The organism is Bradyrhizobium sp. Unk1 (assembly GCF_059512345.1).
Window position 1 is genome coordinate 65,183 of the sequence record NZ_JCAMOP010000009.1, and the last position, 20,919, is coordinate 86,101.

Sequence of the window (20,919 nt, forward strand, 5' to 3'; positions counted from 1 at the left end):
GTTTGGTTGAGATGAGTGTATTCGGCGGCAGTGAGTCCGCCAGCCACAAAAGGTCTGGCACTATCCGCACCCGTTTTCCCGACAAAATCGGGAATTTTTCCCGATGCAATCAGGACGCCGCCGTCGGAACCAGCGCCTCCACGGTCAGGCCGCCGTCGCCGGAGACGACGTTGAGCGAGCCGCCTAGCGCCAGAATGCGCTCGCGCATGCCGACGAGGCCGAAGCCGAGCTTCTGGCCCGGCTCCATGCCGCGGCCGTTGTCGCTGACCCGCACGCGCGCGTAGCCGCGGCCGCCGGCCTGCTCGACGGGCTCGATCACGACATTGACCGAGGTCGCGCCGGCGTGGCGGAACACGTTGGTGAGCGCCTCCTGCACGATGCGGTAGATGGTGAGGTCGGCCGTCTCGCCGGTGACCCCGAGCGTGGTGGAGATCACGGTTTCGATCGCGACGTCGGGATGCGACTCCCGCCACAGCCGCGAGAGCGATTCCAGCGCCTGGCGCAGGCCGAGCTCGGCAAGGCCGACGGGCCGGAGCCGCTCCAGCACCCGGCGCGTGAACTGCTGGAGCGCGTTGATCTGTTCCAGCAAGGCGCTGCCGTGTTTCCGGACCGAGTCGGCATTCGGCGCGCGCCCGTCCGCGAGCTTCGCCAGCGCGCTCGCATGCGCGCGCAGCGAGAACAGATACGGCCCGAATTCGTCATGCAGCTCGCGCGCGATCTCCTTGCGCTCGACGTCCTGGAGCGACACCGCACGCTCGGCCAGGAGCCGCTTTTCCTCCACCGCCTCGCCGAGCGCCGCCGCGAGATGATTGAGCTTGCCGCAGATCGCGGCCAGCTCGGGCGCACCGCCCGGCGTGGCGCGCGCGTCATAATGCCCGCCCTCGATCGCGGTCATCGTCTGCGCCAACGACTGCAGCGGCGCCAGAGCGCGGCCGACCACCGTCATCATCACCAGGAACAGCGCGAGCGCGATCACCGAGCCGACCTCGAGCTGGGTCACGATGGCGTCCCAGATCTCGGCGATCTCGTCGTCGGGATGCGCGGTGATCACCAGCGAGCCCGGCTTGCCATGGACCGAGACCGGCACGCTCACCGCGGTCTGTTCGGGATGAACCAGGCTGACGAACCAGGCCGGCGGTCCACGCGCGTCGTCGTCGGAAGGCCGGGGCGGCGTCAGCGGGTTACCGCCGGCGTCCTGCAGCGCGATGCTGACATGGCGCAGGCGGCTCAGATCGCGCGCGATCTGGTTCAGCCTGGCATCCGGGTCGGGTGCCTCGTTCAGATCCGCGACGATCATCTCGATGAATTCGCGCGCAAGCCGGATCACGCTCTGGTCCTCGGCCTGCACGCGAGGCCCGGCTTCCGCGGCTTGGCGGCCGATATTGACGGCGAGCCCCAGCGCCAGCAGCAGCGCCAGCAGAAGGTTGATGCGCGCGCGCAACGATAGATTTTGCCACATTGGTGCCGCCCGTGCCTCGCGAAGGTTGGCCCGCGCCTGTCCGATGACGTTGACAGAGGCGAAGCGCCCGATATCTAATCGAAACCGTACAGCAATCCCGGCCGGGTTGCATGAGGCGACATGAGACGCGCGCAGCGTTCTTGTTCCGATCATGCGGCGGAAAAGCAGGCCGAGGCTGTCACGGGGAACGCCTATGCGCATTCTGATCGTCGACGATCATCCCATTGTCGCCTCCGGCTGCCGTGCCGTGCTGGCCGACGAAGGCGAGATCGAGATTTTGGAGGCCGCCGACGCCGAAGACGGCGAATGCGTCTTCATTGTCGAGCGCCCCGACCTCTGCATCATCGACATCAACCTGCCGACCGTCTCCGGCTTCGAGCTCGCGCGCCGCATCCTCGAACGTGCGCCCGAGGCCCGCATCATCATGTTCAGCATGAACGACGACCCTGCGTTCGCCGCGCGCGCGATCGAGTGCGGGGCCAAGGGCTACGTCTCCAAGACCGGCGACCCCGACGACCTCGTCGAGGCGATCCGCGCCGTCGGGGGCGGCGGCACCTATCTGCCGACCGCGATCGCGCGCAGCATCGCGTTTGCAGGACCGACGCTGGCGCAAAGCCCGCTGTCGAAGCTGAACGCGCGCGAGATGGAAATCCTGCGACTGCTCAGCGCCGGAAAGAGCCTGTCCGAGATCGCCTGGCTGGTGCAGTCGTCCTACAAGACTGTCGCCAACACCTCCTCGATCATGCGACAGAAGCTCGGCGTGAAGACCTCGGTCGAGCTGGTGCGGCTGGCGATCGACAGCGGCGTCGCCTGACGCGCACACCGCCACGAGTTCGGTCACACAAGCGTTGCAATCTTGATGTGGTTAGATGCCACGGAGCATATCGGCATGACGATCCAGACTGTCTCGACCAACACTTCCTATGGCGGCGTGCAGGGCGTGTACCGCCATGCCAGCCAGGCGACCGGAACCGACATGGTGTTCTCGGTGTATGTTCCCCCACATGCCGCCGACGCAAAGCTGCCCGTGGTCTGGTATCTCTCCGGCCTCACCTGCACGCATGCCAACGTCACCGAAAAGGGCGAATTCCGCAAAGCCTGCGCCGAGCTCGGCCTGATCTTCGTCGCGCCGGACACCAGCCCGCGCGGGCCCGACGTGCCGGGCGACGCCAACAATGCCTATGATTTCGGCCTCGGCGCCGGCTTCTATCTCGACGCGACGCAAGAGCCGTTTGCGCGCAACTATCGCATGTGGAGCTATGTCACCGACGAACTGCCCAAGCTCGTGGCAGAGAACTTTCCCGTCGATGCCAAGCGGCAATCGGTGATGGGCCATTCGATGGGCGGCCACGGCGCGCTGACGGTCGCGCTGCGCAATCCGCACCGCTATCGCGCGGCCAGCGCGTTCGCGCCGATCGTGGCGCCCTCGCTCGTGCCCTGGGGCATCAAGGCGCTGACCGGCTATCTCGGACCGAACAAGGAGACCTGGCGCAACCACGACACCGTGGCGCTGATCGAGGACGGCGCGAAATATTCCGGCTTCCTCGTCGACGTCGGCGAGGCCGACAATTTCCTGAAAGAACAGCTCAGGCCCGAGCTGCTGCAGGCCGCCTGCACCAGGGCGGGCATCCCGCTGACGCTGCGGCGGCAGGCGGGATATGACCACAGCTATTATTTCATCTCGACCTTCATGGGCGATCATCTGCACTGGCATGCGGAAAGATTGAAGGGGTGATTTTCTTCTTACCCTCCCCTGGAGGGGGAGGGTCGATCGCGCGAAGCGCGAGCGGGGTGGGGTGACAGTCTCTCCGACGAGGCGGTGCCCGAGTGGAGAGATCACCCCACCCCGCTTCGCATTGCGCTTCGCTCCATGCGAAGCGACCCTCCCCCTCCAGGGGAGGGTAAGAGCGCCCTACTCCGGCTTCCCGTAATTCGGCGCCAGCAATCGATTGCGGATCAGGTAGCTCATGGTGCGCGACCACGATTCGTCCGTGTTGCCACGCATGTCGGCGCTGGCGGCGGCGATCATGTCGCCGGTCTTCACGTCGCGCAGATAGATGTTGAGATTGATGATCAGGTTCGAGACCTTCTGCACCATGCCGGTGATCTCGAGGTCGGCGCCAAGCTGGCCGGCAAGCTTGAGGTCGCAGCCGCCGCAGGCCTGAAGATTGGCGTGGCGGGCGGCATCCCTGACCGGCGCGATATCGAGCAGCTGGAACCTTCCTGACTCCGCCAGTTCCTTGCGCAGCTGCTCGCCGATGCGCTCGAGCCGCACCTCTTCCGGCTTGGAGCCGTAGAACTCGCCGGGAAGGCTGGTGTCGATCAGCTCGAAATCGAACACCGCGAGCTTGGGCGGATCGGCCAACGCGACCGAACCCGTCAACAGCAAAGCTGCGAAACAAATCAGCGCTCGCATGATCGTGATTCCGTGCCTCGCGCGCGCGGGGACGAAATGCGGGGTTGCAAGCCGGGCCAAATCGGTCATGCTTTAGCAGAGACAATTCTCCACCGGCGGTCAAGCCAGGGAGAACATCTGGAGGAAACATGATCCGATGGTTGGTCGGCCTGATCGGCCTGGGTCTTGCCGCGACGAGCGCGCTCGCGGCCGACCCGGTCCAGATCGGCGTCGGCTATCTCGGCGTCGCCGGCACCAGATCGACGCTGTCGCTGGTCGAGCAGCCCGCGGACAATGACGGCGTCGCCGGCGCGCGCCTCGCCATCGAGGACAACAACACCACGGGAAAATTCCTCAACCAGCGTTTCACGCTGGAGGAGCGCCGCATTAGGGAAGGCGAAGATCCGGTCGAGGCTGCGGCTGCGCTCGCCGAGAAAAACGGCTTCATCATCGCCGACCTGCCGGCCGACGCGCTGTTGAAGGTCTCGGATGCCCTGCGCGAGCGTAGCACGCTGCTGTTCAATGCCGGCGCGATCGACGAGCGCCTGCGCGAGGCTGATTGCCGCGCCAATGTCATCCACACCGCGCCGACGCGCGCGATGCTGGCCGATGCGCTCGGCCAATATCTGGTGTGGAAGCAGTGGAAGCGCTGGCTGCTCGTGGTCGGCTCGCATGACGAGGACAAGCTGTTCGCCGATGCACTGCGGCGCACCGCCACGCGGTTCGGCGCCAAGATCGTGCAGGAGCGTACGTTCGAGGACAAGGGCGGCGCGCGCCGCACCGATAGCGGCGTGACGCTGATCCAGCGCCAGATGCCGGTGTTTACCCAGCAAGCCCCAGCCTATGATGTGCTGGTCGCCGCCGACGAGAGCGAAGTGTTCGGCGCCTATCTGCCCTATCGCACCTGGGATCCGCGCCCCGTCGCGGGCTCGGCCGGCCTCGTGCCGCGCAGCTGGGACGCGGCGCAGGATCAATGGGGCGCGATCCAGATGCAGAACCGCTTCATCAAGCTGAATTCGCGGCGCATGACCCCGCTCGACATGCAGGCCTGGACGGCGGTGCGCATGATCGGCGAGGCCACCTCGCGCACCAATTCCGGCGACGTCAAGAAAGTCACCGACTTCATCAAGGGGCCGGACTTCTCGGTCGCGGCCTTCAAGGGCACAAAACTGACCCTGCGCGACTGGAACCTGCAGCTGCGCCAGCCGATCCTGCTGGTCGACGGCCGCATGGTGGTGTCGGTGTCGCCGCAGGAGGGATTTCTGCACCAGGTCTCCGAGCTCGACACACTCGGCTACGACCGCCCGGAGAGCAAATGCAAGCTGAAATGAGGACGCGAATGTTGCGCATGTGGCGTGTGGGGTTGCTGTCCGGACTGGCGCTTGCGGCCGCGCCCGCGCATGCGTTCATTGCCTATGTCTCGAACGAGAAGAGCAACACGGTCTCGGTGATCGACACCGACAGCTGGACCGTGACCAAGACCATCAAGGTCGGCCAGCGCCCGCGCGGCATCGACTTCACGCGCGACGGCAAGTTCGTGATGGTCGCGGTCGGCGACGACGACACCATCCAGGTGATCGACGCCAAGACGCAAGCGATCGTGGACAGCCTGCCCTCCGGGCCCGACCCGGAATTGTTCGCGCAGGATGCGGCCGGAAAAATCCTCTATGTCGCCAACGAGAACGACAACACGGTGACCGTGATCGATCTGGAGAAGCGCGCGCGGCTCGGCGACATCCAGGTCGGCGTCGAGCCCGAGGGCATGACCATCAGCCCGGACGGCAAGACGCTGATCAACACGTCCGAGACGACCAACATGGCGCATTTCATCGACACCTCGTCGCGCCAGATCGTCGCCAACGTGCTGGTCGACGCGCGGCCGCGCTTTGCCGAATTCAAGCACGACAGTTCGGAGCTGTGGGTATCCTCGGAGATCGGCGGCACGGTCTCGATCATCGATCCCAAAAAGCACGAGGTGACCGGCAAGGTCACGTTCGAGATTCCGGGGTTGCGGAAAGAGGCGATCCAGCCGGTCGGCATCGGCATGACCAGGGACGACAAGACCGCCTTCGTTGCGCTCGGCCCCGCCAATCGCGTCGCCGTGGTCGACGTCGCCTCGCGCAAGGTGACGAAATACCTGCTGGTGGGACAGCGCGTCTGGCACATGGCGTTCACGCCGGACGAGAAATATCTGCTCACGACCAACGGCGTCTCGAACGACGTCTCCGTCATCGACGTCGCCGCGCAAAAGGTGATCAAGACCATTCAGGTGGGCGAACTGCCCTGGGGCATTACGATCGCGCCATGACCAGCCCTGCTCCCATCGCCGAGCCACAGGGGATGCCGAGGCTGGAAGCGGCCGCGGTGCCGGCGCTGTCGATCGACGGCGTCAGCCATTCCTATGGGCCGCGCCGGGCGTTGATGGACGTCTCCTTCAATGTACAGCCTGCGAGCTTCACTGCGCTGCTCGGGCTCAACGGCGCCGGCAAGAGCACATTGTTCTCGCTGATCACGCGCCTGTTCGGCATCCAGTCCGGCCGCGTCGGCATTTTCGGCCACGACATCAGCAAGAGCCCCGGCGAGGCGCTGCGGCTGCTCGGCGTCGTATTCCAGCCGCGCACGCTCGATCTCGATCTGTCGCTGACGCAGAACCTGCTCTATCACGCCGCACTCCACGGCATCAGCCGGCGCGAGGCGGCCGCGCGCAGCGGCGAGCTGCTCGGCCGCATCGGCCTCTCGGAGCGCGCCGGCAGCAAGGTGCGCGATCTCTCGGGCGGCCAGATGCGGCGGCTGGAGATCGCCCGCGCCCTGCTGCACCGGCCGCGCCTGCTGCTGCTGGACGAGCCGACCGTCGGCCTCGACGTCAAGGCGCGCGCCGACATCATCAGCCATGTCCGCCAGCTCGTGACCGAGCAAGGCATCGGCGTGCTCTGGGCCACACATCTGTTCGACGAGATCACGGCCGGTGACGACCTCGTGGTGCTGCACCAGGGCAAGGTGCTGGCGCAGGGGCCGATGAGCCGCGTCATCACGGATGCCGGCGCGCAGGACGTCAACACCGCCTTCATGCGCCTGACCGGTGCGCAGACGATGCCGGGAGGCGGCGCATGAGCAGCATCACGACGCGGGATTCACCGCGCGGTTTCTCGGCCGCGGAATACATGACCTGCCTCACCGGCATCGTCTGGCGCGAGGGGCTGCGCTTCCTGCATCAGCGTGAGCGCTTCATCTCGGCGCTGGTGCGGCCGCTGGTATGGCTGTTCATCTTCGCCGCCGGCTTCCGCCAGGTGCTCGGCATCTCGATCATCCCGCCTTACGAGACCTACATCCTCTACGAGGTCTATATCGCGCCCGGGCTGATGGCGATGATCCAGCTCTTCAACGGCATGCAGTCCTCGCTCTCGATGGTCTATGACCGCGAGATGGGCAATATGCGGACGCTGCTGGTGAGCCCGCTGCCGCGCGGATTCCTCTTGTTCTGCAAGCTGCTGGCGGGCACCGCGGTGTCGCTGCTCCAGGTCTATGCGTTCCTGCTGATCGCCTGGTTCTGGGACATCACCCCTCCCGCGATCGGCTATCTCACCGTGCTGCCGGCGCTGATCCTGTCCGGGCTGATGCTGGGCTCGCTCGGCATGCTGATCTCCTCGGGCATCAAGCAGCTCGAAAGCTTCGCCGGCGTGATGAACTTCGTGATCTTTCCGATGTTCTTCGCCTCCTCCGCGCTCTACCCGCTCTGGCGGGTGCAGGAGGGCAGCCCCTATCTCTACTATCTCTGCCAGGCCAACCCATTCACCCATGCGGTCGAGCTGATACGTTTTGCATTCTACGGGCAAATCAACTGGATCTCGCTGGCGGTCGTGGCGGCCTGCACAATCGTCTTCATGATCGGCGCGATTCTGGCCTATGATCCCTCGCGCGGGCTGGCGCGACGGGGCCCTGCGGGAGGCGAATGATGAGATCAGGGATCGTGATCGTAGGCGCTGTGGCGCTCGCTGTTGCGGGCACGGCCGCACGCGCGGCCGATCCGCGCTATCCCGACTGGCCCTGCACGCAGGCAAAAGTGCCGGTGATTTCTCTCGCCGCGGTGTGGGCCGGCCCGGCGCTCGACGACGCCGAGACCAAGTGGAAGGACGACGCCAAGATCAGCGCGCTGGTCTCAAAGCTGTCGGCGCGCAAGACGCCGCTCGACGAGGCGGAGAAGTCGGTCAAGGAATTTCTGGCGGGCTCCGCCACTGACAAGACCGCGAACGCAAAACTCCTGTTCGCCGGCCTGTTCGACACACTCAACGCGCAGCGCTCCCAGGTCATGAGCGGGCTCGAACGCGTCAGCCGCAAGCAGCGCGAGGCCGCCGACAAGATTCGCGAGGAGACCCTGGCGCTGCAGACGCTCCAGAGCGCAACGCCGCGCGACGAGGCCAAGGTCGAGGCGCTCAGCAACGAGCTGATCTGGAAGACCCGCATCTTCGAGGACCGCCACAAGGTGGTGCGGTTCGTTTGTGAAGTTCCGACCACGATCGACCAGCGCCTGTTCGCTCTCGGACGCGTGATCCAGCAGGAAATGGAATAGCGTCAGCCTCGCTGACAGCTCACCAAAAGTTCCCGCGATCGCCTCGGGATCGTTAACCTTTTGCCGCGCTATCTGCCGGAACTAAATCCATTCAAGATGGCTTGTCGAAGTGGACTTCAAGACGTCGGGAGGCCTCGATGGGAACAACAAAATTCATCTTCGCATGCGCTGCAGCCATCAGCACGCTCGCGTCCCCCGCTTTTGCTGACGACATGACCGGGATGGTCACCAGAATCGACCGGCTCAACAGCACGATCTCGATCCAGCAGACACAGAAAGGCACGGTCGGCGGCAGCGCGGGCGGCGCCGGCGCGCTTCAGGAGTACAAGGCCAAGGACGCCGCGATGCTGGATGCCGTCCATGCCGGCGACAGGGTGACGTACTCGGCGACCGACAACAACGGTACGGGCACGCTGACCAAGCTGCAGAAGCAGTAGGCCGAAATCTTCAGCCTCATTGCGGCCATCCTTCGAGACGCCCGCCTTGGCGGGCTCCTCAGGATGAGGTCTGGTTTCGCGGCGAGATCCTAGGACCCTCATGGTGGGAGACCGCGAAGCGGTCGTCTCGAACCACGAGGCCACGCTGTTGCGACTTGCTTGAACTACTGCTCCGGCCGCGGCTGCGGCTGCGTCTCCTCGGTCGGTAACTTCGCGCGCTCCCAACCGTCGGTGCCGTCGGGGTACCAGGCTACGTTGGCATAACCGTAAGCCAAGGCGCGCTTGGCGGCGTTCCAGGACATCCAGCAGTCGGCCAGACAGTAGATCACGAGCAGCGCAGCCTTGTCGCCGCGCGCGGCGCGGGCGAGGCCGCGCTGAAAATAATCGTCCATGGCGGGCGCCAGCACGCCGTAGCCGCTGTCCGGCAGCCAGATGCTGCCCGGAATGTTTTTCCGCGGCTCATCCCGCCACACCGTGCCTTCGGGAAGGTTCTTCGGCTTCGGCGCGCGCGGCAGCACGTCGATGAATGCGCCGCTCTTCGTACGCCAGATCGCTTCGGCCTCCGCAGTCGTCAGCACGCGCGCGCCAGTGAGCGTCGCCGGCACCGGCGCGCGGTAATTGTCGGCGCGATATCCCTCGGGCTCGAACGGCTCCTGCTGCTGCGCCAACGCCGGCACCACCAGAATGGCGGCGAGCAGCGCGGCGGCAACGCGCCGCCTCATGGCGTCTTCTTGGCCGTCTCCGCGCCGAGCGGCTTGTCGCTCTCGTCGAGCAGCGGCACACCAAAGTCGATCAGGATCTTGTTGATCTCGCCCTGGTTCTCCTGGATCAGCTTGTTGAGCTGCCGCTTCCAGTTCTGGTCGGCGGGGCGCACGCCCATGCCGATGCGATAGACCAGCTTCGGCCCGGTCGTTTCCTTCACCAGCGGCGTGACGTGCAGCGATCCGGCTTTCTTGGCATAGAACCCGGCCATCGGCCCCCACAGCACGCCGGCGTCGATCTTGCCGGCGACGAGGTCGTCGACCATTGCCTGCGCGGAGTTGTCGAAGCGCGTGTCGATCATCAGCGGATAGGGCTTTGCATCGCCCATCAGGCCGGCGATCGCCATGTTGGTGGCCGGCGGCGTGCCGGCGACGATGCCGACATGCTTGCCCTTCAGGCGCGCGTCTTCGAGCGTATCGACGTCCTCGAGCCCGCTGCCGGTCTTGGCGACCAGCGCATAGGTCGTGCGGTAATAGGGATTGGTGCCCTGCACGAGGTCATCACCTTGCGGAAATCCCATGATGACGTCGCAGCGATGCGCGCCCAGCGTCATGCGCACGAAGCCGGTGGCTTGCGGGAAGAAGACGTAGTCGAGTTTCTTCTGGAGCTTGTCCGCGAGCAGCTCGGCGAGCTTGTTCTCGAACCCCTCGCCCTTCTCGTTCGAGAACGGCAGATTGCGCGGGTCGGCACAGACGCGCAGCACTTTCGGGTCGACCAGCTCGAACGAGAGGTCGCCGGTCTCGCTGGTCTGCGCGATGGCGACGTCGCCGAACGCGCAGGATGCCACCAGGATCCACAGTGAAAACAACCAGCGACGATGTCGTCCGGCCTCCGTCATCGCGCTTCCTCCTCGGTTTGTTTGAATGCTAGCCATGCAACGCATGACACGCCATGTTTTGCTAAACTTTGTGCTGGCTTTGCTTTGTTGCAGTGCAATGCGCGCAACCCTTTGAACTGAGGCGGAAAAGTGTCTCGCATCGCTCTCGTGATCGCAGCCTTGTCCCTGCTGGGGATAGCAACGCTAGCACGCGCTGCGGCGGCCGAATTGCCTGTGAGCGAAGTCGCGCCGGGAATCTTCGTACACTCCGGGACCATCGCGCTCATGACCCGCGAGAACGAAGGGGACATGGCCAATGTCGGCTTCATCGTCGGCGAGGACGCGGTGGCCGTGATCGACACCGGCGGCAGCCTGCGTGAGGGCGAGGCGCTGCTGGCGGCGGTGCGGGCTCGCACATCAAAGCCGATCCGCTACGTCATCAACACCCATGGCCATCCCGACCATGTCTTCGGCAATGCGGCCTTTGCCGCAGAGGGAACCAGCTTCGTCGGCCACAGCAAGCTGCCGCAGGCGCTGGCGACGCGCGGGCCGTATTATCTCGACAATTTTAGACGCCTCATGGGTAGCGAATTGATCGATCCCGTGAAGATCGTGCCGCCCACCCTGCTCGTCGTTGATACCCTGACGCTCGATCTCGGGTCGCGCCGCCTCACCTTGCGGGCCTGGCCGGCCGGGCACAGCGACAACGATCTGACCGTGTTCGACGAGACAAGCAAGACGCTGTTCGCGGGCGACCTGGTCTTCCTCCGCCATATCCCGGTGATGGACGGTAGCATCCGCGGCTGGCTCGGCACGCTCGGGGAACTCGACAAGATTCCCGCGCAGCGCGTCGTGCCCGGTCACGGGCCTGTGAGCGACTGGCCTGCCGCGCTCGGCGACGAGCGGCGTTATCTCACGACGCTGCTGGCGGACGTCCGGGCGTCGAACAAGAAGGGTGAGCCGATCCGGACTGCCGCCGACAAGGCGGCCGCATCGGAACGGCCGCATTGGCAATTGTTCGACGACTACAATGCCCGCAACGCAACCGCAGCATTTTCGGAAATTGAATGGGAGTAGTGGACGCGCTACGCTGGACGGGGATCGGCTATGCCGCCCCAGAGAAAACTGCTTCGTCCGCACGGGACCACGACCATGACGGGATGCACACGCCGCCTGCCCCTGATCGCCGCATTGCTTGGCATCGCCTTCGCTGTGCCGGCGAGTGCCGAGGAGGCTTACGATCCCTGGCCGGGCCTGGTCCAGGACATCTTCAGCAACCGTCCGATCAACGACGGCAACGACGTCATCGGCATCGAGATGCCCTATCGCGCCGAGGACGCGGCGATCGTGCCGGTGACCCTGCGCAGCAAACTGTCGCCGGCGGATAGCCGCCGCATCCGTTCGATCACGCTGGTGATCGACCGCAACCCCGCGCCGATGGCGGCAAAGTTCGAGCTCGGCGCAGATGCCAACGTCACCGAGATCTCCACGCGCGTGCGCGTCAACAACTACACCGACGTCCACGCGGTCGCCGAGCTCAGCGACGGCCAGCTCTACGTCGCCAAGACCTATGTGAAGGCCTCGGGCGGCTGCTCGGCGCCGGCAGGAAAGAACATCGAGGAAGCCAGGAACCGGCTCGGCCAGATGCGCTACCGGCAATTCGCGCGCGAGGAGGCACCTGCGAGCCGCGTCCGCGAGGCGCAGATCATGATCGGCCATCCCAACAATTCCGGCCTGCAGATGGACCAGGTCACGCAGCTCTACATCCCCGCCTTCTTCGTCAACCAGCTGAAGCTGACGCAGGACGACAGTCCCGTGCTGTCGATGGAGGGCGGCATCTCGATCTCGGAGGATCCCAATCTGCGCTTCACCTACGTCTCCAACGGCGCCAGGCGTTTCCGTGCGGAAGCGAAGGACACGGATGGGCACGTGTTCCGCAATGAATGGGATGTGGAGAAGCCGGGGACGTGAGGCGCTGCCTTCCCTCCCCCTTCAAAGTCAAACGCGGTGCGGATGACTGTGCCCTCGCCCCTTGTGGGAGAGGGCAGCACCGCTGGTAGACAAAAATTCGCTTGGGTGAGGGGTTTGTCTCCGCGAGCTACTCTCTTGCGATAGTATTCGCGGAGACATACCCTTCATCCGGCGCCATAGCCGAAGCTTTGCTTCGGCGTTCTTAAGAACGGCGGCCCTAGGCCGCCTATGCCACCTTCTCCCGCATCCGCCTTCGCCAAGGCTTCGGCGGACATGAGGGGAGAAGGAAGAAAGAGTCAGAAACACCTCACCTCGGCTTCCGCCTGCGCGCGCCTGAGATCGTTCACCGCTGAGTTCGCCTGCTCCGACGTACGAAACTGGACGCCGAGATTGCCGCGCACCTGGGACATGCTCAGCGCCGTCTCGGCGGTGACGTAACGGTCATAGGACACGATCGAGGCCACCACGTCGATCGAGCAGGAGCATTGCTCGATCGACTGCCGGCTCTCGCCATTGGCCTTCATGCAGCCATAGACGTATTCGGCACGCGCCGAGGTCGGATAATCATTGGCCTCCTCGGCACGCGCGGCGTAGACGGTCGCAGCCCACACCGCCAATGCGGCGACAATCGGTCGTAGCTGTCCCGCCAGATTCATGAGCGTCCTCCCGCTGGTTGCGACGAAAGCTATGCTATGCGTATTGTCATGAAAAGCACTCTATCTGAGGAAACGGCTCACAAGGTGATGAGAGCACTTGGTTCGAGAGCGCCTGGACGAACATTGGCGCTCGCGATGACGCTGGCGCTGTCGCTGGCCGCACCCGGCCGCGCGGCGGATACGATCCGCCTTGCAGTGCAGAAGACCGGAACATTCTCCTGGGAGCTGGCCGCGATCCGCGCCGGCGGGCTCGACAAGGAAGCCGACCTGTCGCTCGACGTCGCCGAGCTCGCGAGCCCCGAGGCCGGCAAGATCGCGCTGCGCGCCGGGAGTGCCGACATCATCCTGTCGGACTGGCTGTGGGTGTCGCGCGAGCGCGTGCTCGGCGCCAAGCTCACCTTCTATCCGTATTCCAGCGCGCTCGGCGCGGTGATGGTGCCCGCATCCTCGCCGATCAGGACGCTCGCCGACCTGAAGGGACGGAAGCTTGGCGTCGGCGGCGGCGCGATCGACAAGAGCTGGCTGCTGCTGCAGGCGCGGATGAAACAGGACGGCATCGATCTGAAGTCAGATGCGAGCATCGTCTACGGCGCGCCGCCTTTGATCGCCGCCAAGGCCCTCGACGGCGAGATGGATGCGAGCCTCAACTTCTGGAATTTCTGTGCGCAGCTCGAGGCCAAGGGTTTTCGCCGCCTCGCCGGCATCGAGGACATTTTGCCGAAGCTGGGGGCCAAGGGCGCGGTGTCCGCGGTCGGTTATGTCTTCGACGAGAGCTGGGCCGCAAGCCATCGCGATGCGGTGGCGCGCTTCATTGCGATGACCCGCAAGGCCAAGCAGCTGCTGGTCACCTCGGACGCCGCCTGGGACAAGATCGCGCCGCTCACCGGCGCGAGCGATCCGGCCATCCTCAAGACCTACCGCGACCACTATCGCGACGGCATTCCGCGCCGGAGCATCGTGGACGAGGAGGCGGATGCGCGCGTGCTCTATCGCGTGCTCGCCGAGATCGGCGGACGCGACCTGGTCGGGCCGGCGACCGAGCTCGATCCCGGCACCTTCTATCACGCAGTCCCCGGAGACTGAGGTGCTGCGTCTTCTCTCGTTTTCCCTATTCCTCGCGACCTGGTGGATTGCGGCGCTGTTCGTCGGCGGCGCAAAGCTGCCCTCCCCGCCTGCCGTGCTCAACGTCATCATCGCGGAAGCAACGAGCGGCGCCCTGTTCCTGCATCTCGGCGCTACGCTGGCGCGCGTCGCGCTCGCCTTCGTGCTGGCGATGTCGCTCGGCAGTGCTATCGGCTATTTGATGGGACGGGTGAAGCTCGCCGACCGGCTCGGCGATCCCTGGCTGATCCTGCTCCTGAACCTGCCGGCGCTGGTCGTGATCGTGCTCGCCTATATCTGGGCCGGCCTGACCGAAGCGGCCGCGATCGCGGCGATCGCCATCAACAAGCTGCCGACCGCCATCGTCACCTTGCGCGAGGGCACGCGCGCGCTCGACCGTTCGCTGGACGAGATGGCCACCGTGTTCGCGATGCCGCGCTGGCGCGCGTTCCGCCACGTCGTGCTGCCGCAGCTTGCGCCCTATATCGCAGCCTCGGCCCGCTCCGGATTGTCGCTGGTATGGAAGATCGTGCTGGTGGCCGAACTGCTGGGACGGCCGAACGGCGTCGGCTTCGAGATCGGCGTCGCCTTCCAGCTGTTCGACACGCCGCGACTGCTGGCCTATTCGCTCACCTTCGCGGCCGTCGTGCTCGTCATCGAAACCTTGCTGGTGCAGCCGTTCGAAGCCCGCGCAACACGGTGGCGGCCCCGTGCGGCTTGAAGTCGATATCTCCGGAAAGACATTCAGGAGTGCCGCGGGCGAAACGCACGAGGTACTGGCCCCGGTCAGCTTCGCGCTTCAATCCGGTGAGGTCGGCGTTTTGATCGGCCCCTCCGGCTGCGGCAAGAGCACGATGCTGCGCATCATCCTCGGGCTCGACCGCGATTTCCACGGGACCATCGCGCGTCCACCGGAAGCGCGGATCGGGATGGTGTTCCAGGAGCCGCGGCTGTTGCCGTGGCGCTCGGTCGAACAGAATGTGCGGCTTGCGGCTCCTGATATCTCCGAAGCGAAGCTGTCGGAACTGTTCAGGATCCTGGAGCTGGAAGCGCATCGCAGCCACTTTCCCGGCGAATTGTCGCTGGGTCTTGCCCGGCGCGTCGCGCTGGCCCGCGCCTTCGCGGTCGAGCCCGATCTGCTCGTGCTCGACGAGCCCCTCGCCTCGCTCGACGACGCGCTCGCGGGCCGCCTGCGCGACGAGATCGCGACGCTGGTCGCAAGCCGCCCCATGATGACGCTGCTCGTCACCCACAGCCTCGACGATGCGGTCCGCCTCGGTGACCGCCTGTTCTTCCTGTCGCCGCAGCCGGCGCGAATTCTGGCAGAAGTGCCCATCAGCATCCCGCGTGGCGCACGCGGCGACGCAGAGATAGCCACGATTAGGGCGGGCCTCTTGGCGAGGACCTAAGGTGAACATGGCGGCGAACATGCCGGGCGTGATGCCTCATAGGCAGCCAGGCAAAGCGCGTGCTAAACAGGACCCGTAGCGGAGCCTGACGATGAAGCGAATGGTCGCCCTCATGACGCTTGGCCTCGCTCTCGTCGCGACCATGGCGAGCGCGCAGGACATGATGCGTGACGTCGACCTCACGTCACCCGCGATGGTCTCCGCGGAAATGAGCCGGCAGGAGGTCGAGACCATCCTGGCCAAAGCCAGCGCCGGGGCGCCGGCCGATTTCACCGGCAAGCGGTTGTCGGGGCTTGATCTCTCGGGTCTCGACCTTTCCGCGGCTATTCTCCGTGCGGCACGACTCAACAAGACAAAACTCGCCGGTGCCCATCTTGATCATGCGATCCTCGATCAGGCGTGGCTGCTGGACGCTGATCTCGCGGGCGCGAGCCTGAAGGGCGCCAATCTGTTCGCCTCGCAGATGGCGCGCGCGCGTCTGGACGGCGCGGACCTGACCGGTGCTCGCATCGCGGCCGACCTCACCGGCGCAAGCCTGGTCGGCGCCTCGATCGCGGACGCGCATCTTGGCGCCGATATGCGCAACCAGTCGATGGGGCTGATGCGCGCGGTGCTGAGATCCGCCAATCTGGAACGGGTGAACGCGCGCAACGCCGACCTGTCGCGCGTCGATCTCGAATTTGCCTCCCTCAAGGGAGCCGATCTGAGCGGTGCATCGCTGAAAAACGCCCAACTCGGCGGCGCCGACCTGACCGGAGCCACCGTCACTGACGCCGATTTCGAGGGCGCCGATCTCGTCTCGGCGAAGCTGATCGCGCCGATCGGCCTTGACCGCGCCAGAAATTTCGACAAGGCAAAGAACCGCGAGCGCCTGATCAGGGAATAACGGGGCGCCTTTGGGAGGATCGGCTGATGCGTTGGTTTCTGGCTTTGATCGCGTTGTTGACGTTGGCCGGCGAAGCCGCAGCCCAAAGCAAGGGCAAGGGCATCCGGCTCTGGAATCTGACGACGGAGACGATCTCCGGCTTCCAGCTCGCGCCCGCCGGCAAGACCGAGTGGGGACCGAACCAGTGCCTGAACGACAAGGACAAGGAGGTCGACCACGACGAGCGGCTGCGCATCACCGGCGTCGAGCCCGGCCGCTACGACGCCAGGGTCAGCTATCCCAACGCGCGGCAGTGCATCGTCCGCGACATCGAGATCAAGGCAGACGCGGTGTTCTCGATCGCCGACAAGGACCTGAAGGACTGCACGAAATAGTTATGAGACCCTCATGGTGAGGAGCGCGAAGCGCGTCTCCGGACGATGCTTCGCATCGCCGGGCGAACTATGAAGGCCCGGCCGATTCAGCTCGGCCTCGATCCTTCGAGACGCCGCTTCGCGGCTCCTCAGGATGAGGGGTTAGAGCACTCAAGACCCGGCAGCGCGAGCGCTTCATGCCTTGTCGTTCGGGTGCGGATATTCGCAGCGCCACCGCACCGCCTGCCACTTCGGATGGTCGCCGACCCATTGCGCGATATAGGGCGGCGCAGCCATCACGCATTGCCTGGGCGACCCCGCAAAGTTGAACACCAGGTGCTGCTCCTCGCAGGTCGCAGGCGAGAGCACCGCACACACAGTCACCACCAGGTCAATCGGGTTCATGCCGGGATCCTGTCGCAAGGGGACAATGGAGATTAGCACGAAAGATTACGTTCCGAGGAGCGGGAAGTTTCAAACGGACGGGATGTTCCCGCTCCCAGCGCGCAGGCAGAGGCGGAACAAACACCCTAGAAGTTTACCCCGAACACCAATCGCGCCTGATGACGCTCGAAATTGACGAGGTCGAGATTGCCGCCCGATCCGGCCGGGCGACCCCAGGCCTGCATGCTCCAGCTCAGGGTGAGCCGCGACTTCTCCGATAGCTGGAAATAGGCGGTCGGACCGACAAACAGCGCCTGCCCCGAGAACTCGCCGAGGCCGATGCCCTCATACTGGCGGAAGTAGCGCATCTCCCCACCGAGCAGAAAATTGGGGCGCACGCGCACCAAGCCGCCAAACGCCGCCCCGATCGTCGAACTCTTCTCGGACAGACCTGCCACCTCGAAGCGCGCCCATTCCGGCTGATAGATCAGGTTGAGCGCGCCGATGACGAAGTTCGGGACCAGCTCGCGGTCGAAAGCGAGCGTGAAATCGGTGCCGTACATCCGCCCCTTCGCGCCGCTGGTCTCGTCGATGCGATCGCCATGGAGTTCGGCGGCGACAGTCAATCCGAATGGCGCGCGCTCGCGGTCGAGCAGGCGGTAACGCAGGTCGAGCGAGGCGCCCTGGAAATTGAACTGGCGGCGGTCGCCGATATCAGGGACGCCGGTGATGTCATGCAGCGTGGCGGTGCCGCCGACCTCGATACGGAAGTTCGGCAGCGGCACGACTTCGATCTCGACCTCCTGCTGGAGGGCGCGATAGGTGCCGCCCTTGCCGAAGCGCCCTGTCGTTTGGGTCTGGAATTCGCGCTCACCGGGATTGCCGACGTCGGTGCCGATCATGAAGCCGAAGATGTGCTCGGTATCAAAGCTCTCTTCGGCACTGACACACGCCGGTGCAAGCGCAACACCGAACGCAATTGCCGTCCAGATCGTGTGGGCTCCAATGGGCATTGCGAACACTACCACGGCTTCGACGGCGTTCGCCATCGAAGCCGCGGCAGGTCGTCAGTCTTACTTGCGCGCAGCGCAGGCGTACATGTTGATTTCCATGCCGACCGGCACTTCCACGATCTTCGGAGCTTTCCAAGCCATTCGGGTCTCCCAAGGGTATTGAGCGCGACATCGCGCGGGGCAAAACCTAGGGCTGCGTCAGGTGCAGCGCAAGTCTGGAATCGAAGCGCAAACACAGCGAACTGTCGCATTATGCTCGCGAATTTCCCTCTCGGGCAAATCACCTTCGCTCCCAGTCAAGCGCCGCGTCTCTCACCGCAACAAGCGCAGCAGCGCGCGGCCGGCGCGCGAGTTCAGCTCCTTCGCATCCAGCGTTCCGTCCTTGTCGGGATTCGCTGCGTTGAAGCGCTGCTCCACCACCGCGAGATATTCGTCGAGCGTGAGAGTCCCGTCGCGATCGGGATCGGCGGCGGCGAGTTCTTTCGCCGTTAACCGTCCGCGCAATTCACGCGCGTCCAGCGTGCCGTCGTGATCGGGATCGAGCTTTGCGAACAGCGCGGCGGCCGCCTTCTTCACCTCGGCGAGATCGAGCGTGCCGTCATTGTCGGTATCGAACATCTTTACGGCGTTGCCGGAAGCAGCCCACGCGGGACCGGACAGCACTGCAATCGTGAGCGCAAGCGCAACTGAGCGACGTGAAATCATCAAACCCTCCTGACCAGACCCCGATTCGCACGGGATCGAAACGACATAAGTCTACAAGCGAGCCCCGGTTCAAGTCCGGAATTGCAACCTGCGCACCGCACAACTCGCGGAACCCGACTGCCCGAGCAGAGCGGCCGAAGCCGGCACCGCTTCATGCCACGGAATTTTTTCAGCGTCTGCGCACAAGTGAAAGTCGGTTGTCAGGTTTCCGTCAGGTGACCGGCATCTGGCATCCAACATATCGTCAGCGCGTTTACGACTTTCGTATTGACGGTTTTTGCAATCGGGCGGAGTGTTGCTACCGCAGCGTCAAAAGGCGCGCATATTGGGAGGAACGGATGAAACGCTTTGCGATGGCCGCGAGCCTCGTCATGCTTGCATCGACGTGTGCAAACGCCCAGACTACCGAGCAGCTGGTCAAGGGTGCGACCGATACATCGAACGTTCTCAACTACGGGATGGGCTACAATCTGCAGCGCTTCTCGACGCTGAACCAGGTCAACAAGGACACCGTCAAGAATCTCGTCCCGGTCTGGAACTACAGTTTCAACGACGATCGCAGCGAGGAATCGCAGCCGCTGGTGTACCAGGGCGTGATCTACGTGACCTCGCACAACGCCACCATGGCGGTCGACGCCAAGACCGGCAAGCAGATCTGGAAATCCAAGATCGAGTATCCCGCCGAGACGCCGCGTATCGTCTGCTGCGGCATCATCAACCGCGGCGCCGCCCTCTATGACGGCAAGGTCTTCCGCACCACGCTCGACGCCAACGTGATCGCGCTCGATGCCAAGGACGGCAAGGAGCTGTGGCGGCAGAAGGCCGCCGACATCAAGGAAGGCTATTCGATGACGGTGGCGCCGCTGGTCGCCGACGGCGTCGTCATCACCGGCATCTCCGGCGCCGAGTTCGGCACCCGCGGCTTCATCGACGGCTGGGATCCGGCGACGGGCAAGCATCTCTGGCGTACCCATTCGATCCCCTCGCCCGACGAGCCCGGTGGCGACACCTGGAAGGGCGACACCTGGAAGCTCGGCGGCGGCTCGACCTGGATCACCGGCTCCTACGACCCCGAGCTCAACACGGTCTATTGGGGCATCGGCAATCCCGGACCGTTCAACTCGGCGGTGCGTCCCGGCGACAACCTCTACACCTGCTCCGTGCTGGCGATGGATCCCAAGACCGGCAAGATCAAGTGGCACTACCAGTTCTCGCCGAACAATCCGTTCGACTATGACTCGGTGGCCGAGATGGTCCTCGCCGACATGAATGTCGAGGGCAAGCCGACCAAGGTGCTGATGGACGCCAACCGCAACGGCTTCTTCTACGTGCTCGACCGCACCAACGGAAAGCTGCTCGCGGCCAATCCTTACGTGAAGGTGAACTGGGCGACCGGCGTCGACATGAAGACCGGCAAGCCGATCGAGACCGACGTCACGAAGGACGCGCGCGACGGCAAGAAGGTCACCGTCTATCCGTCGATCCTCGGCGGCAAGAACTGGGAGCCGATGTCGTTCAATCCGCAGACCGGCCTCGCCTATGCCAACACGCTCGCCTTCGGCGGCAGGTACAAGACCGAGCCTGTCACCTTCAAGCAGGGCGAATGGTATCTCGGCATGGACCTCACCGACCTCTGGGAGTGGGGTGACGGCCCGCGCGGTCATCTGAAGGCGATCGATCCCATGACCGGCAAGGCCAAGTGGGAAGCGCCAAGCGACATCCCGCGCTTCTCGGGCGTGCTGTCGACCGCGGGCGGCGTCGTGTTCTCGGGCGCGCTGACCGGCGAGTTCGAGGCCTTCGATGCCGACACCGGCAAGAAGCTCTGGCAGTTCCAGACCGGCTCGGGCATCGAGGGACAGCCGGTGACCTGGCAGCAGGATGGCGTGCAGTACATTGCCGTCACCTCCGGCTATGGCGGCGTCTACTCGCTGTTCTCCGGCGACGAGCGGCTTGCCAAGGTGCCGCCTGGCGGCTCGCTGTGGGTTTTTGCGGTCAAGCAATAAC

Annotated in this window: 25 protein-coding genes; 16 read left to right on the forward strand and 9 right to left on the reverse strand. The window is 64.8% G+C overall.

What is annotated here, in order from left to right; translation table 11 throughout:
- Positions 1-109 precede the first annotated feature (109 nt).
- The gene (locus AC5ZFO_RS13560; protein ID WP_282524290.1) at positions 110-1,459 is read right to left on the reverse strand and encodes a histidine kinase; all 1,350 of its coding nucleotides are present in this window, start codon (positions 1,457-1,459) and stop codon (positions 110-112) included.
- Positions 1,460-1,652: 193 nt separating this feature from the next.
- Between AC5ZFO_RS13560 and AC5ZFO_RS13565 the strand changes: the two genes are divergently transcribed.
- Together AC5ZFO_RS13565 and fghA are read left to right on the forward strand one after the other, a co-directional pair.
- Entirely contained in the window at positions 1,653-2,273 is a 621-nt protein-coding gene (locus tag AC5ZFO_RS13565) for a response regulator (RefSeq protein ID WP_014493646.1), read from the forward strand.
- 75 nt (positions 2,274-2,348) lie between these two features.
- The gene (fghA, locus tag AC5ZFO_RS13570) at positions 2,349-3,194 is read left to right on the forward strand and encodes an S-formylglutathione hydrolase (protein WP_282524291.1); all 846 of its coding nucleotides are present in this window, start codon (positions 2,349-2,351) and stop codon (positions 3,192-3,194) included.
- A gap of 177 nt (positions 3,195-3,371) precedes the next feature.
- On the opposite strand, the gene AC5ZFO_RS13575 is transcribed toward fghA, so the two are convergent.
- Positions 3,372-3,944 carry a DUF3280 domain-containing protein gene (locus tag AC5ZFO_RS13575; RefSeq protein WP_282524292.1) on the reverse strand — a complete coding sequence of 191 codons (573 nt, stop codon included), beginning with the start codon at positions 3,942-3,944 and terminating at the stop codon, positions 3,372-3,374.
- A 59-nt stretch (positions 3,945-4,003) separates the two neighbouring features.
- Here AC5ZFO_RS13575 and AC5ZFO_RS13580 point away from each other — a divergent pair, with 59 nt between their 5' ends.
- The 6 genes from AC5ZFO_RS13580 (at position 4,004) to AC5ZFO_RS13605 (ending at position 8,858) form a co-directional block, all read left to right on the forward strand.
- Positions 4,004-5,185 (forward strand): ABC transporter substrate-binding protein, encoded by a 1,182-nt coding sequence (locus tag AC5ZFO_RS13580; protein WP_282524293.1) that lies wholly within the window; start codon positions 4,004-4,006, stop codon positions 5,183-5,185.
- 8 nt (positions 5,186-5,193) lie between these two features.
- Positions 5,194-6,162 carry a YVTN family beta-propeller repeat protein gene (locus AC5ZFO_RS13585; RefSeq protein ID WP_282524294.1) on the forward strand — a complete coding sequence of 323 codons (969 nt, stop codon included), beginning with the start codon at positions 5,194-5,196 and terminating at the stop codon, positions 6,160-6,162.
- The gene (locus AC5ZFO_RS13590) at positions 6,159-6,965 is read left to right on the forward strand and encodes an ABC transporter ATP-binding protein (protein WP_496122160.1); all 807 of its coding nucleotides are present in this window, start codon (positions 6,159-6,161) and stop codon (positions 6,963-6,965) included. The genes AC5ZFO_RS13585 and AC5ZFO_RS13590 overlap by 4 nt, the downstream gene beginning before the upstream one ends.
- A complete protein-coding gene (locus AC5ZFO_RS13595; protein WP_282524296.1) occupies positions 6,962-7,807 on the forward strand; it encodes an ABC transporter permease in 846 nt (281 codons plus the stop codon). Before AC5ZFO_RS13590 ends, AC5ZFO_RS13595 begins: the two co-directional genes overlap by 4 nt.
- Positions 7,807-8,421: a hypothetical protein gene (locus tag AC5ZFO_RS13600; RefSeq protein WP_496122161.1), complete on the forward strand. Its 615-nt coding sequence runs from the start codon at positions 7,807-7,809 to the stop codon at positions 8,419-8,421. The genes AC5ZFO_RS13595 and AC5ZFO_RS13600 overlap by 1 nt, the downstream gene beginning before the upstream one ends.
- 137 nt (positions 8,422-8,558) lie before the next feature.
- Entirely contained in the window at positions 8,559-8,858 is a 300-nt protein-coding gene (locus tag AC5ZFO_RS13605; RefSeq protein ID WP_028151296.1) for a copper-binding protein, read from the forward strand.
- 164 nt (positions 8,859-9,022) lie between these two features.
- Here AC5ZFO_RS13605 and AC5ZFO_RS13610 read toward each other — a convergent pair whose 3' ends face one another.
- Together AC5ZFO_RS13610 and AC5ZFO_RS13615 are read right to left on the reverse strand one after the other, a co-directional pair.
- Complete coding sequence (locus AC5ZFO_RS13610) at positions 9,023-9,580, reverse strand: PQQ-dependent catabolism-associated CXXCW motif protein (RefSeq protein ID WP_282524298.1); 558 nt, start codon at positions 9,578-9,580, stop codon at positions 9,023-9,025.
- The gene (locus AC5ZFO_RS13615) at positions 9,577-10,458 is read right to left on the reverse strand and encodes a substrate-binding domain-containing protein (RefSeq protein ID WP_496122162.1); all 882 of its coding nucleotides are present in this window, start codon (positions 10,456-10,458) and stop codon (positions 9,577-9,579) included. Before AC5ZFO_RS13615 ends, AC5ZFO_RS13610 begins: the two co-directional genes overlap by 4 nt.
- A 129-nt stretch (positions 10,459-10,587) precedes the next feature.
- On the opposite strand from AC5ZFO_RS13615, the gene AC5ZFO_RS13620 reads away from it, so the two are divergent.
- Positions 10,588-11,514 (forward strand): quinoprotein relay system zinc metallohydrolase 2, encoded by a 927-nt coding sequence (locus AC5ZFO_RS13620; protein WP_282524300.1) that lies wholly within the window; start codon positions 10,588-10,590, stop codon positions 11,512-11,514.
- Between the two features lie 75 nt (positions 11,515-11,589).
- Positions 11,590-12,408, forward strand: coding sequence for a quinoprotein dehydrogenase-associated SoxYZ-like carrier (locus AC5ZFO_RS13625; RefSeq protein WP_282524301.1), 819 nt, complete (start codon positions 11,590-11,592; stop codon positions 12,406-12,408).
- Positions 12,409-12,704: 296 nt separating this feature from the next.
- On the opposite strand, the gene AC5ZFO_RS13630 is transcribed toward AC5ZFO_RS13625, so the two are convergent.
- Positions 12,705-13,064: a hypothetical protein gene (locus AC5ZFO_RS13630; RefSeq protein WP_014493633.1), complete on the reverse strand. Its 360-nt coding sequence runs from the start codon at positions 13,062-13,064 to the stop codon at positions 12,705-12,707.
- A gap of 135 nt (positions 13,065-13,199) precedes the next feature.
- Between AC5ZFO_RS13630 and AC5ZFO_RS13635 the strand changes: the two genes are divergently transcribed.
- The 5 genes from AC5ZFO_RS13635 to AC5ZFO_RS13655 all read left to right on the forward strand — a co-directional run bounded on the left by AC5ZFO_RS13635 (position 13,200) and on the right by AC5ZFO_RS13655 (position 16,834).
- Positions 13,200-14,147 carry an ABC transporter substrate-binding protein gene (locus AC5ZFO_RS13635; RefSeq protein ID WP_282524341.1) on the forward strand — a complete coding sequence of 316 codons (948 nt, stop codon included), beginning with the start codon at positions 13,200-13,202 and terminating at the stop codon, positions 14,145-14,147.
- Between the two features lies 1 nt (position 14,148).
- Positions 14,149-14,886 carry an ABC transporter permease gene (locus AC5ZFO_RS13640; protein ID WP_282524302.1) on the forward strand — a complete coding sequence of 246 codons (738 nt, stop codon included), beginning with the start codon at positions 14,149-14,151 and terminating at the stop codon, positions 14,884-14,886.
- Entirely contained in the window at positions 14,876-15,574 is a 699-nt protein-coding gene (locus AC5ZFO_RS13645) for an ABC transporter ATP-binding protein (RefSeq protein ID WP_282524303.1), read from the forward strand. Before AC5ZFO_RS13640 ends, AC5ZFO_RS13645 begins: the two co-directional genes overlap by 11 nt.
- 100 nt (positions 15,575-15,674) lie before the next feature.
- Entirely contained in the window at positions 15,675-16,460 is a 786-nt protein-coding gene (locus AC5ZFO_RS13650; protein WP_282524342.1) for a pentapeptide repeat-containing protein, read from the forward strand.
- Between the two features lie 26 nt (positions 16,461-16,486).
- Positions 16,487-16,834, forward strand: a complete 348-nt coding sequence (locus AC5ZFO_RS13655) for a hypothetical protein (RefSeq protein ID WP_282524304.1) — start codon at positions 16,487-16,489, stop codon at positions 16,832-16,834.
- A gap of 174 nt (positions 16,835-17,008) precedes the next feature.
- Here AC5ZFO_RS13655 and AC5ZFO_RS13660 read toward each other — a convergent pair whose 3' ends face one another.
- The 4 genes from AC5ZFO_RS13660 to lanM all read right to left on the reverse strand — a co-directional run bounded on the left by AC5ZFO_RS13660 (position 17,009) and on the right by lanM (position 18,915).
- Positions 17,009-17,218 carry a hypothetical protein gene (locus AC5ZFO_RS13660; RefSeq protein WP_014493627.1) on the reverse strand — a complete coding sequence of 70 codons (210 nt, stop codon included), beginning with the start codon at positions 17,216-17,218 and terminating at the stop codon, positions 17,009-17,011.
- A gap of 125 nt (positions 17,219-17,343) precedes the next feature.
- Positions 17,344-18,246, reverse strand: a complete 903-nt coding sequence (locus AC5ZFO_RS13665) for a DUF6662 family protein (protein WP_282524305.1) — start codon at positions 18,244-18,246, stop codon at positions 17,344-17,346.
- 24 nt (positions 18,247-18,270) lie between these two features.
- Positions 18,271-18,351 carry a pyrroloquinoline quinone precursor peptide PqqA gene (gene pqqA / locus AC5ZFO_RS13670; RefSeq protein WP_012029362.1) on the reverse strand — a complete coding sequence of 27 codons (81 nt, stop codon included), beginning with the start codon at positions 18,349-18,351 and terminating at the stop codon, positions 18,271-18,273.
- A gap of 171 nt (positions 18,352-18,522) precedes the next feature.
- Positions 18,523-18,915 (reverse strand): lanmodulin LanM, encoded by a 393-nt coding sequence (lanM, locus tag AC5ZFO_RS13675; RefSeq protein WP_063981985.1) that lies wholly within the window; start codon positions 18,913-18,915, stop codon positions 18,523-18,525.
- A gap of 338 nt (positions 18,916-19,253) precedes the next feature.
- On the opposite strand from lanM, the gene AC5ZFO_RS13680 reads away from it, so the two are divergent.
- Positions 19,254-20,918 carry a methanol/ethanol family PQQ-dependent dehydrogenase gene (locus AC5ZFO_RS13680; RefSeq protein WP_282524306.1) on the forward strand — a complete coding sequence of 555 codons (1,665 nt, stop codon included), beginning with the start codon at positions 19,254-19,256 and terminating at the stop codon, positions 20,916-20,918.
- Position 20,919: the final 1 nt, after the last annotated feature.